We start from the raw sequence: 15953 nt of genomic DNA, 5'->3' as shown, positions 1-15953 counted from the left end.
TGTGAGAGAAGCCACGGGGGAGACCTCGTGGCTTTTTTGTTGCCTGTTCCGGCCCTTTCGCGGGTAAACCCGCTCCCACAGGGATAGCGCCAAGCCTGTGGCCAGCGCGGTCCGTGTGGGAGCGGGTTTACCCGCGAAGAGGCCGGCACAGGAAAATCATTGCTGCCGCAGAATGCAGTCCAGCAACCCGGGAAACCGCTCCGCCAGCATCTCGCTACGCAACGAATTCATATGCATAGTCCCCACATTGCGGGTATGCACCAACCCCGCATCACGCAGCACGCGAAAATGGTGGGACATGCTCGACTTCGGCCGGCCGCCGTCCAGCTCGCCGCAGCTGGCTTCGGCCACGCCCGCCAGGTGGCGCACGATACCCAGGCGCACCGGGTCGCTCAGGGCATAGAGCAGGCGTTCCAGGGTGAGGTCTTCAGAATTGGGATGTTGATAGGCTCGCATGGTCGTCATGATAACGGGGCTATCATTAATTGCCATAGTTCGATTATGATCGAACAATCGTAATCAAACAGCCCGGGAGCTTCCCCATGTCCGCCTTGTTCGAACCGTACACCCTCAAGGACGTTACCCTGCGCAACCGCATTGCCATCCCGCCGATGTGCCAGTACATGGCCGAGGACGGCATGATCAACGACTGGCACCACGTGCACCTGGCCGGCCTGGCCCGTGGTGGTGCCGGCCTGCTGGTGGTCGAGGCCACTGCCGTGGCACCGGAAGGGCGCATCACCCCCGGTTGCGCCGGTATCTGGAGCGATGCCCACGCCCAGGCTTTCGTGCCAGTGGTGCAGGCAATCAAGGCCGCCGGTTCCGTGCCGGGTATCCAGATTGCCCATGCCGGGCGCAAGGCCAGCGCCAACCGCCCGTGGGAAGGCGATGACCACATCGCTGCCGGCGACCCCCGCGGTTGGGAAACCATCGCCCCGTCCGCCATCGCCTTCGGTGCACACCTGCCGCAAGTGCCGCGCGAGATGACCCTGGACGACATCGCCCGGGTCAAGCAGGACTTCGTCGATGCCGCCCGCCGGGCGCGTGATGCCGGCTTCGAGTGGATCGAGCTGCACTTTGCCCATGGTTACCTGGGCCAGAGCTTCTTCTCCGAGCACTCCAACAAGCGTATCGATGCCTACGGTGGCAGCTTTGACAACCGCAGCCGCTTCCTGCTGGAAACCCTGGCTGCGGTGCGTGAGGTATGGCCAGAAAACCTGCCACTGACCGCGCGTTTTGGTGTGCTGGAATACGATGGCCGCGATGAGCAGACCCTGGAAGAGTCGATCGAGCTGGCGCGCCGCTTCAAGGCTGGCGGCCTCGACCTGCTGAGCGTGAGTGTCGGCTTCATCATTCCCGACACCAAGATCCCGTGGGGCCCGGCGTTCATGGGGCCGATTGCCGAGCGCGTGCGCCGTGAGGCGAAGCTGCCGGTGACCTCGGCGTGGGGTTTTGGTACGCCGCAACTGGCGGAAGCGGCGCTGCAGGCCAACCAGCTGGACCTGGTATCGGTAGGGCGTGCGCACCTGGCAGACCCGCACTGGGCATATTTTGCGGCCAAGGAGCTGGGGGTGGAGAAAGCCTCCTGGACCTTGCCGGCACCATATGCGCACTGGCTGGAGCGTTATCGCTAAGGCATGAAGGGGCTGCTTTGCAGCCCATTCGCGGGTAAACCCGCTCCCACAGGATCTCCACTGCTCTCAAGGCCTGTGCGATCCCTGTGGGAGCGGGTTCACCCGCGAAGAGGACAGTACAGGCTAAAACCGGTCCAACCGGTAAGCCGCCATATCAGCCCCACTGTCCCTGTCAGCCAACCGCCCCACCCACTCCGCCGTCACCGCCGCCTGGGTCAATCCCAGGTGCTGATGCCCGAATGCCAACAGCACTCGCCCATCACACACCCGGTCGATCACCGGCAACGAATCCGGCAACGAAGGCCGGAAGCCCATCCATGGTGTCGCTCCCTCCACACTCAGATCCCGCTGGAACAAGCCCTTGCTCAACCGGTGCAACTGCCACGCCCGCTGCATGCTTGGCGGCGCGTCGAGCCCGGCGAATTCCACCGTGCCGGCCAGACGCAAGCCCCCGGCCATGGGCGTCATGATGAACTTGCGCTCCAGTGAAGTAACTGCAAACGGCAAACGCTGATGCTCGCCAGGCAACATCAGGTGATAGCCGCGCTCGGTGTCCAGTGGCACCTGCTTGCCGGTCAACGCGCTGGTCAACCGCGCAGAGTGCGCGCCACAACTGATCAGCACCTGGCGGGCATCGAGCGTGCCCTGGTCGCAGGCCAGGCTGACCCCGCCGCTGTGCAGCCGTCCGCCATCGACCTGTGCCTGGACAAAACGCACGCCGCTGGCCTTGGCCGCTTCGAACAATTCGCACACCACCCGGTAGGGGTCGATGAAGTGGCCGGTACGCGGGAAGAACAGCCCGCCCAGCAGTGACGGGCTCAGTTGCGGCGCCGCTGCGCGTACGGTTTCTGCCGACCAGAAGTCCACCGCTACCGCCTGCTGTTGCATGCGTGCACGCAAGGCCTCCAGCACCTGGCGCGACTCCGGTCGCTCGAACACCAGCAACGAGCCATCTTCCTGGAACAGTTCGCTGCGCCCGATCGAGCCCAGCAACCGCTGCCAGGCACCCAGGCTGCCTTCGTTCAATGTGCGAATGCCGGCCACGCTGCGCTGAAACGGGCCCGGGCGCAGGTTGAGCAGCAGGCGGGTGAACCAGGGCATGGCCTTGGGCAGGTACTTCCAGTCCAGGCGCAGCGGGCCCATCGGGTCCAGCAGCATGCGCGGCAGGCGTTTGAGGATCGACAGGTCGGCAATCGGGAACACCTGCTCGGTTGCCAGGTGCCCGGCATTCCCGTAGGACGCGCCCTGGCCGGGTGCCTGGCGGTCGACCAGCGTTACCCGGCGGCCCTGGCGGGCCAGTTGCAGGGCACAGGCGACGCCGACAATGCCGGCGCCGACCACGGCGATATCGGTTTCAGCGGTTTCGAGCATCCTTAGCCTTCCCGTTTACCGTCGAGCAGGCGCCGCAGGTGCAGCGGGTTGCCGTGCTTCAGCGCCTGCGGCAGCAGGGCATCGGGGAAGTCCTGGTAGCACACCGGGCGCAGGAAGCGCAGGATCGCCGCCGTGCCCACCGAGGTGGTGCGGGCATCGGAGGTGGCCGGGAACGGCCCGCCGTGGACCATCGCGTCGCACACCTCTACACCGGTCGGCCAGCCATTGACCAGGATGCGCCCGGCCTTGCGTTCAAGGGTTGGCAGCAGGGCGCGGGCGCTGTCGATGTCGGCGTCGTCCAGTTGCAGGGTGGCGGTCAACTGGCCTTCCAGATGTTCGGCCACCTGGCGGACCTGCTCATCGTTGGCGCAGGCCACCACCAGCGACGCCGCGCCGAAGATTTCGGCCTGCAAGGCCGGGTCGGCAAGGAACGCTTCGGCCTGGGTCACGAACAGCTGCGCCTGGCACTGGTTGGGGCCTTGCCCGGCCTGGCCACTGGCGGCGGCCTGGGCATTGGCGTTTGCGGCCAGGGCGCCGACACCGGCCTGGTAGGCACTGAAGATGCCCGGGGTGAGCATGGTCTGTGCAGCAGCCTGGCGCACGTGTTCGCTGGCGGCGTCGATGAAGCGCTGCAACGCCGGCCCTTGGCGGGCTATCACCAGGCCGGGGTTGGTGCAGAACTGGCCAGCGCCCTGGGTCAGCGAGGCGACGAAGCCTTGTGCCAGTGCCTCGGCGCGGGTTTGCAGGGCGCTGTCGAACAGGAACACCGGGTTGATCGAGCTCATTTCGGCGTACACCGGGATCGGCTCCGGGCGGGCCTGGGCCGCCTGGCACAGCGCAATGCCACCGCTACGCGAGCCGGTAAAGCCAACGGCCTTGATGCGTGGGTCGCTGACCAGCGCAATGCCCACTTCACGACCGGAGCCGTACAACAGCGAAAACACACCGGCCGGCAAGCCGCACTGCTTCACGGCCTTTGCCACTGCCTGGCCGACCAGTTCGCTGGTGCCCGGGTGGGCGCCGTGGGCCTTGACCACCACCGGGCAACCGGCGGCCAGGGCCGAGGCGGTGTCGCCACCGGCCACCGAGAAGGCCAAAGGGAAATTGCTGGCGCCGAATACCGCCACCGGCCCCAAAGCCACCTGGCGCTGGCGCAGGTCGGCGCGCGGCAGGGGCTGGCGCTCGGGCAGGGCGTTGTCTACCCGCACGTCCAGCCATTCGCCGGCCCGCACCACACGGGCGAAGGTGCGCAGCTGGGTGCAGGTGCGGCCACGTTCGCCCTGGATGCGCGCCTTGGGCAGGCCGCTTTCGGCCACGGCGCGGTCGATCAGGGCATCGCCCAGCGCCTCGATCTGCGTAGCGATGGTTTCGAGGAATTGTGCCCGTTGCTCGAGCGAGGTTTCACGGTAGGCATCGAACGCTGCCCAGGCCAGAGTGCAGGCCTTGGCCACGTGTTCGCCGGTGCCGCCGAGGTAGGCCGGTTCCAGCGCCTGGCCGGTGGCCGGGTCGATGGCGCGGATGGCTTCGCGGCTGCCGGTTACCGGCGTCTGGCCGATCAGCAGGTTGCCTGTGAGGGTCATGGAGCCTCCTTTGGAATCAATATCAAGGGAGACCGCAACTCTTGAGGGAGCGGGTTTACCCGCGAAGCAGGCGACTCGGTGCCTGGCACCGGCTTCGCCGGTGTTCGCGGGTGAACCCGCTCCCACAGGGGCTGCGGCTCGGCCTGGAATCAGGCGATCAGGCGATGTTCTGCTCAGCCGACCAGCTGGCGTACCAGGTGCGGAACAGCGCGTACTGCTGCTCGGCATAGTTGCGCTGGGCGTCGGTCAGCACGTCGGTCTCGTTGAAGTGCAGGCTGTATTCGCTGTCACCATTCAGCACCATCAGGTGCTTGTAGTAGAGGACCAGGTCGCAGCCTTCATCGAACGATGACAGCACCGCCAGTGCCGCTTCCAGTTCCCGTGCCAGGCGGCGGGCCTTGGCATCACCCTTGGCCGCCTGCTTGCTCAGGCTCACCAGGTGCAGCACCTCACGCGGCAGGGCGTTGCCGATGCCGGTGATGGCGCCGGTGGCGTTGCAGTTGACGAAGCCATGCACCACCTGGGTGTCGACGCCGACCATCAGGGTCACGTCGTCATCCTTGGAGGTGATGTGCTCGGCGGCGTAGCGCAGGTCGGCGCCACCGCCGAACTCCTTGAAGCCGATCAGGTTGGGGAACTCGCGGCGCAGTTCGAAGAACAGGTCGGCGCGGGTGGCAAAACCATAGTAGGGGCTGTTGTAGATCACCGCCGGCAGCTTCGGCGCGGCAGCCAGGATGGCCGAGAAGTGGTGCTTCTGGGCAATCAGCGAGGCGCCGCGGCTGAGCACGCGGGGGATGACCATCAGGCCGGCGGCACCGACCTTGGCCGCGTGGGCGGCGTGAGATACCGCCTCACGGGTGTTCACCGCGCCGGTACCGACGATGGTCGGGATGCCGGCGGCCACCAGGCGCGCCACGCCCTCCTGGCGCTCGGCTTCGGTCAGCAGCGGCCAGTCGCCCATCGAGCCGCAGTACACCACGGCGCTCATGCCAGCTTCGATCAGCTCGCGGCCCTTGCGCACCAGGGCGTCGAAGTCCGGCTTGCGCTCGGCGGTGCAGGGGGTCATCAGGGCGGGCATGGTGCCGGTGAAGATGTTGTTGGTCATTGTTGTCACTCCTCGCGATATTCGATTTTCTGGAAAAAGCCGGGGTCAGATGCCCCAGGCGAACGGGTCCTGTTCGTCGATCAGCAGGGTGCTGTCGGCGGTCATGTAGGCGCGGCCGGTGATGAACGGGCGAATGCGTTCGCCATCGCGCTCGTAGCGGCCCTGGAACTGGCTGCCGGTGATACTGGCCTGTACCCAGGTCTGGCCTTCGTCGAGCTTGCCGTCGGCGGCCAGGCAGGCCAGCTTGGCGCTGGTGCCCGTGCCGCAGGGCGAGCGGTCGTAGGCCTTGCCGGGGCACATCACGAAGTTGCGGCTGTCGGCGTTGGCATCGTCGGCAAACAGTTCGATGTGGTCGATGGGGGCGCCGTTTTCACCGGTGATGCCCTGGGCTTCGAGGGCCTTGAGCATCGCCCAGGTGTACTCGGTCAGCGCTTCGCGGTTGCCCAGTTCGATGTGCTGGCCGTGTTCTGAGACGAGGAAAAACCAGTTGCCACCCCAGGCGATGTCGCCGCGTACCTGGCCATGGCCGGGCACCTCCACCAGCACTTGCTGGCGATAGCGGTAGGACGGCACGTTGCCGACGGTGACGGCACCGTCTTCATGCAGGGTGGCGCTGACCTGGCCGACCGGGGTGTCGATCTTGTGCACGCCCGGTGCGATCAGGCCCAGGTGCTGCAACGAGGCGACCAGGCCGATGGTGCCGTGGCCGCACATGTTCAGGTAGCCAGCGTTGTTGAAGAAGATCACCCCGCACGTGGCGTCGGCCGACACCGGTGGGCAGTACAGCGCACCGACCAGCACATCGTTGCCGCGAGGCTCCAGCAGGCAGGCGCGGCGCCATTGGTCGTGCAGCTCGCGCAGCTCGTCGCGCTGCTCGGCCATGCTGCGGCCATGCAGTTGCGGGAAGCCTTTCATCACCAGGCGGGTCGGTTCCCCGCCGGTGTGCGAGTCGATGACGTGAATGTGTTTCATGGGCATATCCATTCGAGAGTAGGTCAGGAGGCGACGGCGGCAGGGCGCTGGCCTGGGTAGCTTTCGGCGGAGGCTTCGCTTTCATCCTCGCCCTCCAGGCGCACCAGGTGCGCAGGTACGCCGGTGGCCGCGCCCCAGTAGTAGATGCCCAGCGCACAAGCGGCCACGACCACGGTGTCGAGCGGGTGGTCGAGCACTCCCAGGCCGCCGAAGCTGCCCAGCCACGACAGCAGGATGGTCACCGCGTAGAAGCCGATCAGCCACGCCGACGAGCGCACTTGCTGGGTCAGCGACAGGTGCTGGGTCGGCACGAAACGGCCGCACAGCAGGTACAGGACGAACATGACGATCTGCAGGGCCAGCAGCCACGACACGGTCTTCCAGCCCGACCAGTACACGATCAGCGCGGCGATGATGAACGACAGCGGGCCGAGCACGCTCATGCCCTTGACCCGGAACGGGCGCGGCATGTCGGGGGCGTTGCGGCGCAGTGCGGCGACGGTGACCGGGGCCACGGCGTAGCTCAGTACCAGGGCGGCGGAAACCACGTTGATCAGTGCTTCCCAGGACGGGAAGGGCAGGGTCCAGAACACCGACAGGCCGAAGGTCAGCCACAGCGCCGGGCGCGGGATGCCGGACTCGGCATCGATGCGGGTGAAGTACTTGAAGAAGGTGCCGGTCTGCGCCCAGCCGTAGACCACGCGCGGGGTGGCGTTCATGTAGATGTTGCCGCAGCCGCTGGGCGAGATCACCGCGTCGGCCACCACCAGGTAGGCCAGCCAGCCCACACCCAGGGCCAGGGCGATGTCGCGGTAGGGCAGGGCCAGTTCCTTGGTCACTGCGGCCCAGCCGTTGCTCAGCATTTCGGTCGGCACGCTGCCGAGGAAGGCCAGTTGCAGCAGGGCGTAGATCGCGGTGGACAGCAATACCGAGAGGATCAGCGCGATCGGGATGGTGCGCTGTGGGTTCTTCACTTCACTGGCCACCGAAATGATCGGCGTCAGGCCCAGGTAGGCGAAGATGATGCCACCGGCCGATACCGCCATTTCAACGCCGGACAGACCGAACGGGGCAAAGCCCTGGACCTCGAAGTTTTCCGGCTTGAAGAAGGTGAACAGCACGCCGATGACCAGCAGCGGCACGATGAACTTGAACACGCTGACCAGGTTGTTCGCCTTGGCGAAGGTTTTCACGCTGCGGTAGTTGAGGAAGAAGAACAGCCCCAGCAGGGCGAACTGCACCAGCCAGCCGAGCACAGTCGGGTCGCTGGAGCCGGCCTTGGTCAGCCCGGGGAACCAGGCGGCGGCGTATTGGCGCGAAGCGACCACTTCGATGGCGATCAGGCTGGAAAAGGCGATCAGGGTAATGAAGCCCATCAAGTAGCCCAGCAGCGGGCCATGGGAGTAAACCGGGTAGCGCACCACGCCCCCGGCGCGCGGCAGGGCAGCACCCAGTTCGCAATAGACGATGCCCAGCAACAGCACGGCGAAGCCGCCAAGGAACCAGGACAGGATGCCGGCCGGGCCGGCGATGGCCGAGACGTGGCTGGCGGCGAACAGCCAGCCGGAGCCGAAGATGGCGCCTAGGCCGATGAAGGTGAGGTCCAGCAATGACAACTGTTTCTTGAATTTGCCTGACATGGGTTCGCCTTTTTGTTGGTTATTGGATAGGCAGGTCTGATGTCACGAGATGCGGCTTTTCGGGCCGCGCTCTTGTAGGACTTGGGGCGGCTTGCGTGGGGCATAGAGTGGACCGATCAGGGCGGCGGATCTTGATGGTTTTCTGCAGGGCTGATGACGAAATCGGCACAGTTGCAGAAAAACAGTGGCGAGAGGAACGGGGGGTGAATAGGCTGTAAGCCATACCGCATAAGGGTTTTAGACATTTACTCGCTGTGCCGGCCCTTTCGCGGGTAAACCCGCTCCCACAGGTACCCCCGCAGCTTCGAGGGCTGCGCAGTACCTGTGGGAGCGGGTTTACCCGCGAAAGGGCCGGCACAGCAGACCGAGACAGAGCAGATGACCAACACCCCCCTGGCAACCCTGTACCAGTCCCTCGACCAGCACCGCCCCGCCAGCCTCGAGGCGCTGCTCGCCGGTGTCTCCCTGCTGCTGCCAATCCTCGACGCCATCCCCAACGCCGCGATCTTCATCAAGGACCCGGCCGCCCGCTACGTGCTGGCCAACAACACCCTGGTCCAGCGCTGCGGCCTCAAGCGCCTGCAACCGCTGCTAGGCAAGACCAGCGCCGAAGTGTTCCCGGCACAGCTGGGCCCCGGTTACACCGAGCAGGATCGTCGTGTTCTCAAGGAAGGGCTGGTGCTGGAGGACCAGCTGGAGCTGCACTTGTACGGCAGCCGCGAACCTGGCTGGTGCCTGACCCACAAGCGCCCGCTGTACGACCAGGCCGGCGAGATCATCGGCCTGGTCGGCATCTCGGTCGATTTGCAATCAGCCGCCGACAGCCACCCCGCCTACCAACGCCTTGCGGCGGTGGACGAGCATATCCGCCGGCATTTCCACCAGCCGATCAGCATGGGCGAGCTGACCCGTATCGCCGGCATTTCCGTGGCCCAGCTGGAGCGCTACTGCAAGCGGGTGTTCCACCTCACGCCACGGCAGATGATCCACAAGGCGCGCCTGGAGCACGCCCACCGCCTGCTGCACTCGGAACTGCCGATCACTGAAGTGGCGATGTGCTGTGGCTATACCGACCACAGCGCCTTCAGCCGCCAGTTCAAGCAACTGACCGGCTTCACCCCGCGCCAGTACCGCCAGGCGACCAGCGCTCAGCTGGCCTGAAACAGCGCCCGCGCCTCATCGAAGCACTGCTCGGCAATGGCCGAGCGCGGCTCGCTGCGGCGCAGCAGCAGGCCGACCGGGCTGTGGATGGCGGCATCGGCCACCGGCAGGATGCGCAGGTGCTCGCTCAGGTCCTCCAGGCCGCAGTCCAGCGGCATGACTGCGCAGCACATGCCGGTGTTGATGGCCTGGATCAGCTGGAAGCTCGAGTCGCTTTCCAGCACCGCATTCGGCTCCAGGCCACGGCTGCGGAAACTCAGGTCCAGCGATTGGCGGTAATGCATGCCCTTGCTCAGCAGGCCCAGCGGAATGTTGCCTAGCTCGTCCCAGCGCAGGGTGTCGCTGGTGAACTGGAAGTGCCGGGTATCGTGCAGCAGGCCCATGGTGGTGGTGCCCAGTTCGATCACTTCGAAGAAGCTGGTGTTGACCTGGTCCAGGTAGCAGATGCCCAGGTCGAGCTGGTTGCGGCTGAGCCCGTCGATGATCTGTTCCGAGCTCAGCGAGCTGAGCTGGAAGTGCAGTTCGGGGTATTTTTCACGCAGCGGCAGCAGCAGGTGCATGGGGTTGAAACTGGCCAGCGGCACCGTGCCCAGGCGCAGGCTGCCGACCACCTGGCCACGGCAGCTGGCGGCCTCGGCCTGCAGGCCGTCGTGGGCGGCGAGCAGGGTGCGGGCCCAGGCCAGGATGCGCTCGCCGGCCTCGGTGAAACCTTCGAAGCGCTGGCCACGCTTGACCAGCACCAGGTCCAGTTCGTCCTCCAGGTTGCGCAGGCGCATGGACAGCGTCGGCTGAGTGATATGGCACAGCGCCGCTGCCTGGCCGAAGTGGCGGGTCTGGTCGAGGGCGATGAGGAACTTGAGCTGCTTGATGTCCATGGAAGTGCCTGGTATCGGGTTGTGCAGACCATAACTCAGGTCTGCGATAGATGTCATTGATCAGCCGGTATGCCATATCGATTGGACGCCCCCGGGCCATGCCTCTAGCGTGGCGGCATGCCATTCGAGGAGCCTCACCGTGCGCGTCCAGCTCGACGCGGTCTTCGTACCGCTCAATATCGCCGTTCTGACCGTCAGCGACACCCGTACCTACGAAAACGACACCTCTGGCGAGCTGCTGGCCAGCCGCTCGGTGGAGGTCGGCCACCGCCTGGTAGCGCGGGCGTTGCTCAAGGACGACCTGTACAAGATCCGCGCCCAGGTCGCCACCTGGATTGCCGACGAGCAGGTGCAGGTGGTGCTGATCACCGGCGGTACCGGTTTTACCGGCCGTGACAGCACGCCGGAAGCGGTCGAGTGCTTGCTGGACAAACGCATCGATGGCTTTGGCGAACTGTTCCGTGCATTGTCGATTCTCGATATCGGCACCTCGACGGTGCAGAGCCGGGCGTTGGCCGGCCTTTCGAACCGGACGTTGGTGTGCTGCCTGCCGGGCTCCACCGGGGCCTGCCGTACGGCGTGGGAGGGCATCCTGGCGGAGCAGCTGGATGCGCGGCACCGGCCGTGCAACTTCGTCAAGCACCTGAAGCCGATCGAGGCCTGTGCAAGCCGGGGCTGAGTTTTCTCCTGTCCTGGCCTCTTCGCGGGTAAACCCGCTCCCACAGGTAACGCGCAGGGTTCGAAACCTGTGGGGGCCCTGTGGGAGCGGGTTTACCCGCGAAAGGGCCGGCACAGGCCACTGCATTCGGTCAGCTCAAAACATGGTCCACCGGCAACAACGCCGGCGGCAGCTGTTGTTCTCCCAACCCCGCCAGCACATCGCGCTCCACGGTCCGCACCATGGCATCGGTCGGCAGGTCGTTCTCATCGCGCCCGAACGGGTCTTCCAGCTCATTGCCAATCGCATCCAGCCCGAAGAACGTGTACCCCACGATGGTGGTGAACAGCGGCGCCAGCCAACCCAGCGGCTCGGCCAGGGCAAACGGCAGCAACAGGCAGAAGATGTAGATGGTGCGGTGCAGCAACAGCGTGTAGGGGAACGGCAACGGTGTGCCCTTGATCCGCTCGCAGGTGGCCTGCACTTCGGTCAGGCCCACCAGCCGCTGTTCCAGCAGGCTGTAGCGCCAGTCACTGATGTGCTGCTGTTCGGCCAGCCGCGAGCAGTGCCCGCCGATTTCGCGCAGGATGGCGTCGCACACGTTGTGCGGGCTGATAGCTTCGGGCCGGGCCAGCCAAGGCCGGGCGGCGGCCAGTTCGTCCTCGCTGCGCAGCCGTGCATTCAGTGCATGGGCAAAGCCGCACAGGCTGCGCAACAGTTCGGCACGCAGGGTTTCGTCGGTAATCACCAGGCTTTCGCGCACGAACGAGCGGGTTTCGATGATCAGCTTGCCCCAGGCCTTGCGCCCCTCCCACCAGCGGTCATAGCAGGCGTTGTTGCGAAAACTCATGAAAATCGACAGCGACAGGCCGAGCAAGGTGAACGGCGTGGCGCTGACCGGGTAGAAAAATGCCGGGAAATGTCGCTCGACCAACACGATCAGCGCGGCCAGCAGGGTGACTGTCAGGCAGCGCAGGGCAATGCGCTTGACGATCGAACCCTTGAGGGTGAACAGCACACGCAGCACATCGGGGGTGGGGTGGACGATCATGGAAATCCAGAGGCGGCTGGCTAGCCGCCGGTCATGTTCATGAAACGCAGGATCTGCACATCGCCACCGACTTCGAAGTGATGGCGGTAGGGCTTGAGGTGCAACGAGTCACGAATGGCCTTTTCCAGGCGTTCAGGGTTGCCGGGGTGGGCGCGCAGCACCTGTTTCAGGTCCACCGAGTGTTCATTGCCCAGGCACAGCAGCAGGCGACCTTCGACAGTGAGGCGCACGCGGTTGCAGGTGGCGCAGAAGTTGTGGCTGTGTGGCGAAATGAAGCCGACCCGAGTGTTGGCGGCTTCGGCCAGGCGCCAGTAGCGGGCCGGGCCTTGGGACGACTCGGTCGACTCGACCAGGGTGAACTGCTCGGCCAGCAGCGCGCGTACTTCATCGCTGGAGCAGAACGACTCGCCGCGTTCATGTTCGCTGATCACGCCCAAGGGCATTTCTTCGATGAAGGTGATGTCCAGTTCGCGGTCGATGGCAAAGCGTACCAGGTCGACCAGCTCGTGGTCGTTGCGGCCCTTGAGGACTACGCAGTTGAGCTTGGTGCGCTTGAAGCCGGCCTGGCGGGCGGCGTCGATGCCGGCGATCACCTGGTGCAGGTCGCCGGTGCGGGTCAGTTGTTTGAAGCGTTCGGCGTCCAGGCTGTCGAGGCTAATGTTCAGGCGCGTGACACCGGCGTCGAACAGCGGTTGGGCCAGGCGCCCGAGTTGCGAGCCGTTGCTGGTCAGGCACAACTCGCGCAGGCCGGGCAGGGCAGCGATGCGCCCGCACAGGTCGACGATGCCCTGGCGCACCAACGGCTCGCCGCCGGTCAGGCGGATCTTGCGGGTGCCGAGAGCGACGAAGCGCTCGGCCACCAGGAACAGTTCTTCGAGGCTGAGGATTTGCTGGCGCGGCAGGAACTGCATGTCTTCGGCCATGCAGTACACGCAACGGAAGTCGCAGCGGTCGGTGACCGACATCCGCAGGTAGTCGATTTTCCGGTTGAAGCCGTCGATCAGGGGCCGGCTGTTCTGTTCCACGTTCGCGCTCGAATGGGTTGGGACTTGAGTCCAAGCTATAACCTGGCCGCAGGGCCGTCAAATTGCTTTGTCCGACCGATTGATCGATGGCCTCTATCACTTGGCGCAGCATCTTCAGCGCCTATGAGATCGAGCGCCGCCCGCGCGGCGCTTCGCGGCACAAGGCCGCTCCCACATTTGTTTCGGGCCAGTTATTCCTGTGCCAGGTGGGTTGCAGCTTTGGTGCATGGCTGGAGATTGATGGGGTGCAGTGGCGTACCGTTCGATATCGAATGGAACAAACAAAGCGGACAGAGGTGAAACCACAGGAGTGACTGGCCCGAAACAAATGTGGGAGCGGCCTTGTGCCGCGAAGCGCCGCGCGGGCGGCGCTCGATCTCATAGGCGCTGAAGATTCTGTGGCAAGCACCTGGCAGCCCCAACACATCTCCAGAAAATACCCATGATCGAAACCACCTATCACCCCGTAAGATCTTTCGATTGGACGGCTCTCCCCCACGCTCCATAGGCTGAAAAAAAGCATCGAAGCGTGAGGATTCATCGCATGAGCCAGGACCAACACATCAGGGACTACAAGGGCGCCGCCGCCGGCTGGGGGGCGCTCAAGAGCGTGACCAAGAGCTGGCTGGGCAGCGAAAATGCCTTCAAGAACCTGCGGGCCATGCTCAAGACCAACCAGAACGGTGGCTTCGACTGCCCCGGCTGCGCCTGGGGCGAGTCGCCGGAAAACGACATGGTCAAGTTCTGCGAGAACGGCGCCAAGGCGGTCAACTGGGAGGCCACCGGCCGCTCGGTGGACCCGGCGTTCTTCGCCAGGTACAGCGTCAGTGCGCTGGCCGAACAGACTGACTACTGGCTGGAGTACCAAGGCCGCCTGACCCACCCGATGCGCTATGACGCGGCCACCGACCACTATGTCGAAACCAGTTGGGAAGAAGCTTTTGCGCTGATTGCCCAACATTTGCGCGCACTCGATTCGCCCGACGAGGCCGAGTTCTACACCTCGGGCCGGGCCAGCAACGAGGCGGCGTTCCTCTACCAGCTGTTCGTCCGTGCCTACGGTACCAACAACTTCCCCGACTGCTCGAACATGTGCCATGAGGCCAGCGGCGTGGGCATGTCGGAAACCCTCGGCGTGGGCAAGGGCACGGTGGTGTTCCACGACCTGGAGCTGGCCGACGCCATCTTCGTCATCGGCCAGAACCCCGGCACCAACCACCCGCGCATGCTCGAACCGCTGCGTGAAGCGGTGAAACGTGGTGCCCAGGTGGTCTGCTTCAACCCGCTCAAAGAGCGCGGCCTGGAGCGCTTCCAGCACCCGCAGCACCCCTTCGAGATGCTCAGCAATGGCTCCGAGCCAACCAACACGGCCTACTTCCGTCCGGCTTTGGGCGGCGACATGGCAGTGATGCGCGGCATCGCCAAGTACCTGCTGCAGTGGGAGCGCGAAGCACAGGCCAATGGCGAACCGGCGGTGTTCGACCATGCCTTCATCGCCGAGCACACCAGTGGTATCGACGCTTACCTGGACGTCGTGGATGCCACGCCCTGGGCGCACATCGTCGAGCAATCGGGCCTGACCCAGGCCGAGATCGAACTGGCTGCGCGCATGTACCGCAAGGCCGAACGGGTGATCATGTGCTGGGCCATGGGCGTCACCCAGCACCGCCACTCGGTGCCGACCGTGCAGGAAATCGTCAACCTGCAGTTGCTGCGCGGTAACGTCGGCAAGCCCGGCGCCGGCCTGTCACCGGTGCGTGGCCACAGCAACGTGCAGGGCGACCGCACCATGGGCATCGACGAGAAGCCCGGGGCTGCGCTGCTCGATGCCATTGAAAAGCGCTTCCGGTTCCGCGTGCCGCGCGCCCACGGGCACAATGCGGTGCTGGCGATCAAGGCCATGGAAGAGGGGCGGGCCAAGGTGTTCATAGGCCTGGGTGGCAACTTTGCCCAAGCTACGCCGGATACGCCACGCACCCATGCGGCGATGCGCAATTGCGCGCTGACCGTGCAGATTTCCACCAAGCTCAACCGCTCGCACCTGGTCACCGGCCGCGATGCGCTGATCTTGCCGTGCCTGGGCCGTACCGAAATCGACATGCAGGCCAGCGGGCCGCAAGGGGTGACCGTAGAGGACACCTTCAGCATGGTGCACATCTCCCACGGCCAACTGCGCCCGCGCTCGCCGCACCTGCGCTCGGAGCCGTGGATCATCGCCGGCATGGCTCAGGCGACCCTGGGCAAGCAGCCGATCGACTGGGAATACGCTGTTGCCGACTACGGCCGTATCCGCAGCATGATTGCCGATGTGATCCCCGGTTTTACCGATTTCAACGAGCGCCTGCAGCACCCGGGCGGCTTCCACCTGGGCAACAACGCCGCCGACCGTACCTGGCGCACGGCCACTGGCAAGGCGCGCTTCAGCTTGCACCAGCTGCCGGAGCAGTTGGTGAATGCCAAGGTGCTGGCGCGCGGTGACAAGCCCGACCTGATCCTGCAAACCCTGCGTTCGCACGACCAGTACAACACCACCCTCTATGGCCTGGACGACCGTTATCGCGGGGTGTTCGGCCTGCGTGAAGTAGTGTTCGTCAACGAGGTCGACATCCGCCGGATGGGCTTCGAGCCGGGCGAGCATGTGGACCTGGTGTCGCTGTGGGAGGATGGCGTGGAGCGGCGGGTGTCGGGCTTCCGCCTGGTGGCGTATGACGTGCCCGAGGGGCAGGCGGCGGCCTATTACCCGGAGACCAACCCGCTGGTGCCGCTGGAAAGCTATGGCGAGGGGACCTATACCCCGACCTCGAAGTTCGTGGCGATCAAGGTCGAGAAGGCCAAGGCCGGGAACCGCATTGCGGCGGTGCTGGCCTCGGATTGATCGGTT

The 15953-nt window shown here is 65.2% G+C and carries 14 protein-coding genes; 5 read left to right on the top strand and 9 right to left on the bottom strand.

Going from position 1 to position 15953, the window contains the following annotated elements; genetic code table 11:
- Nucleotides 1-156 precede the first annotated feature (156 nt).
- On the bottom strand, nucleotides 157-492 hold the full coding sequence (locus tag CAY82_RS20440; protein ID WP_087502818.1) for a helix-turn-helix transcriptional regulator: 336 nt from the start codon (nucleotides 490-492) through the stop codon (nucleotides 157-159).
- A 50-nt stretch (nucleotides 493-542) separates the two neighbouring features.
- Here CAY82_RS20440 and xenA point away from each other — a divergent pair, with 50 nt between their 5' ends.
- Nucleotides 543-1634 (top strand): xenobiotic reductase XenA, encoded by a 1092-nt coding sequence (gene xenA, locus CAY82_RS20435; RefSeq protein ID WP_087502817.1) that lies wholly within the window; start codon nucleotides 543-545, stop codon nucleotides 1632-1634.
- A 123-nt stretch (nucleotides 1635-1757) separates the two neighbouring features.
- Here xenA and CAY82_RS20430 read toward each other — a convergent pair whose 3' ends face one another.
- From CAY82_RS20430 to CAY82_RS20410, 5 genes are all read right to left on the bottom strand, one after another.
- Nucleotides 1758-3005 (bottom strand): FAD-binding oxidoreductase, encoded by a 1248-nt coding sequence (locus CAY82_RS20430; RefSeq protein ID WP_087502816.1) that lies wholly within the window; start codon nucleotides 3003-3005, stop codon nucleotides 1758-1760.
- Nucleotides 3006-3007: 2 nt separating this feature from the next.
- Nucleotides 3008-4585 (bottom strand): aldehyde dehydrogenase (NADP(+)), encoded by a 1578-nt coding sequence (locus CAY82_RS20425; RefSeq protein ID WP_087502815.1) that lies wholly within the window; start codon nucleotides 4583-4585, stop codon nucleotides 3008-3010.
- A 157-nt stretch (nucleotides 4586-4742) separates the two neighbouring features.
- Complete coding sequence (locus CAY82_RS20420) at nucleotides 4743-5690, bottom strand: dihydrodipicolinate synthase family protein (protein ID WP_087502814.1); 948 nt, start codon at nucleotides 5688-5690, stop codon at nucleotides 4743-4745.
- A gap of 45 nt (nucleotides 5691-5735) precedes the next feature.
- On the bottom strand, nucleotides 5736-6662 hold the full coding sequence (locus tag CAY82_RS20415; RefSeq protein WP_087502813.1) for a 4-hydroxyproline epimerase: 927 nt from the start codon (nucleotides 6660-6662) through the stop codon (nucleotides 5736-5738).
- A 23-nt stretch (nucleotides 6663-6685) separates the two neighbouring features.
- Nucleotides 6686-8302 carry an APC family permease gene (locus CAY82_RS20410; RefSeq protein WP_087502812.1) on the bottom strand — a complete coding sequence of 539 codons (1617 nt, stop codon included), beginning with the start codon at nucleotides 8300-8302 and terminating at the stop codon, nucleotides 6686-6688.
- Between the two features lie 378 nt (nucleotides 8303-8680).
- On the opposite strand from CAY82_RS20410, the gene CAY82_RS20405 reads away from it, so the two are divergent.
- Complete coding sequence (locus CAY82_RS20405; protein ID WP_087502811.1) at nucleotides 8681-9463, top strand: AraC family transcriptional regulator; 783 nt, start codon at nucleotides 8681-8683, stop codon at nucleotides 9461-9463.
- On the opposite strand, the gene CAY82_RS20400 is transcribed toward CAY82_RS20405, so the two are convergent.
- Nucleotides 9451-10338 carry a LysR family transcriptional regulator gene (locus CAY82_RS20400; RefSeq protein WP_087502810.1) on the bottom strand — a complete coding sequence of 296 codons (888 nt, stop codon included), beginning with the start codon at nucleotides 10336-10338 and terminating at the stop codon, nucleotides 9451-9453. The genes CAY82_RS20405 and CAY82_RS20400 overlap by 13 nt on opposite strands.
- 139 nt (nucleotides 10339-10477) lie before the next feature.
- On the opposite strand from CAY82_RS20400, the gene moaB reads away from it, so the two are divergent.
- Nucleotides 10478-11017: a molybdenum cofactor biosynthesis protein B gene (gene moaB, locus CAY82_RS20395; RefSeq protein WP_087502809.1), complete on the top strand. Its 540-nt coding sequence runs from the start codon at nucleotides 10478-10480 to the stop codon at nucleotides 11015-11017.
- A 130-nt stretch (nucleotides 11018-11147) separates the two neighbouring features.
- Here the strand turns inward: moaB and CAY82_RS20390 are convergent, their stop codons facing one another.
- The gene (locus CAY82_RS20390) at nucleotides 11148-12047 is read right to left on the bottom strand and encodes a bestrophin family protein (RefSeq protein WP_087502808.1); all 900 of its coding nucleotides are present in this window, start codon (nucleotides 12045-12047) and stop codon (nucleotides 11148-11150) included.
- Nucleotides 12048-12067: 20 nt separating this feature from the next.
- On the bottom strand, nucleotides 12068-13072 hold the full coding sequence (gene moaA, locus CAY82_RS20385) for a GTP 3',8-cyclase MoaA (RefSeq protein WP_087502807.1): 1005 nt from the start codon (nucleotides 13070-13072) through the stop codon (nucleotides 12068-12070).
- A gap of 86 nt (nucleotides 13073-13158) precedes the next feature.
- On the opposite strand from moaA, the gene CAY82_RS26285 reads away from it, so the two are divergent.
- Nucleotides 13159-13386, top strand: coding sequence for a hypothetical protein (locus tag CAY82_RS26285; protein ID WP_140399128.1), 228 nt, complete (start codon nucleotides 13159-13161; stop codon nucleotides 13384-13386).
- Between the two features lie 230 nt (nucleotides 13387-13616).
- Nucleotides 13617-15947, top strand: a complete 2331-nt coding sequence (locus tag CAY82_RS20380) for an FdhF/YdeP family oxidoreductase (protein ID WP_087502806.1) — start codon at nucleotides 13617-13619, stop codon at nucleotides 15945-15947.
- The last annotated feature ends 6 nt before the right edge of the window (nucleotides 15948-15953 follow it).

It is taken from the genome of Pseudomonas sp. SID14000 (assembly GCF_002165135.1).
Taxonomy (GTDB): Bacteria; Pseudomonadota; Gammaproteobacteria; order Pseudomonadales; family Pseudomonadaceae; genus Aquipseudomonas.
The sequence above is the reverse complement of the archived record's forward strand: the minus strand, read 5'-3'. Positions and strand labels throughout refer to the sequence as shown.

Excerpts from the sequence above, each read along its gene's own strand:
- CAY82_RS20440 (WP_087502818.1), bottom strand. The coding sequence starts at position 492 with ATGGCAATTAATGATAGCCCCGTTATCATGACGACCATGCGAGCCTAT.
- xenA (WP_087502817.1), top strand. The coding sequence starts at position 543 with ATGTCCGCCTTGTTCGAACCGTACACCCTCAAGGACGTTACCCTGCGC.
- CAY82_RS20430 (WP_087502816.1), bottom strand. The coding sequence starts at position 3,005 with ATGCTCGAAACCGCTGAAACCGATATCGCCGTGGTCGGCGCCGGCATT.
- CAY82_RS20425 (WP_087502815.1), bottom strand. The coding sequence starts at position 4,585 with ATGACCCTCACAGGCAACCTGCTGATCGGCCAGACGCCGGTAACCGGC.
- CAY82_RS20420 (WP_087502814.1), bottom strand. The coding sequence starts at position 5,690 with ATGACCAACAACATCTTCACCGGCACCATGCCCGCCCTGATGACCCCC.
- CAY82_RS20415 (WP_087502813.1), bottom strand. The coding sequence starts at position 6,662 with ATGAAACACATTCACGTCATCGACTCGCACACCGGCGGGGAACCGACC.
- CAY82_RS20410 (WP_087502812.1), bottom strand. The coding sequence starts at position 8,302 with ATGTCAGGCAAATTCAAGAAACAGTTGTCATTGCTGGACCTCACCTTC.
- CAY82_RS20405 (WP_087502811.1), top strand. The coding sequence starts at position 8,681 with ATGACCAACACCCCCCTGGCAACCCTGTACCAGTCCCTCGACCAGCAC.
- CAY82_RS20400 (WP_087502810.1), bottom strand. The coding sequence starts at position 10,338 with ATGGACATCAAGCAGCTCAAGTTCCTCATCGCCCTCGACCAGACCCGC.
- CAY82_RS20390 (WP_087502808.1), bottom strand. The coding sequence starts at position 12,047 with ATGATCGTCCACCCCACCCCCGATGTGCTGCGTGTGCTGTTCACCCTC.
- CAY82_RS26285 (WP_140399128.1), top strand. The coding sequence starts at position 13,159 with ATGGCCTCTATCACTTGGCGCAGCATCTTCAGCGCCTATGAGATCGAG.
- CAY82_RS20380 (WP_087502806.1), top strand. The coding sequence starts at position 13,617 with ATGAGCCAGGACCAACACATCAGGGACTACAAGGGCGCCGCCGCCGGC.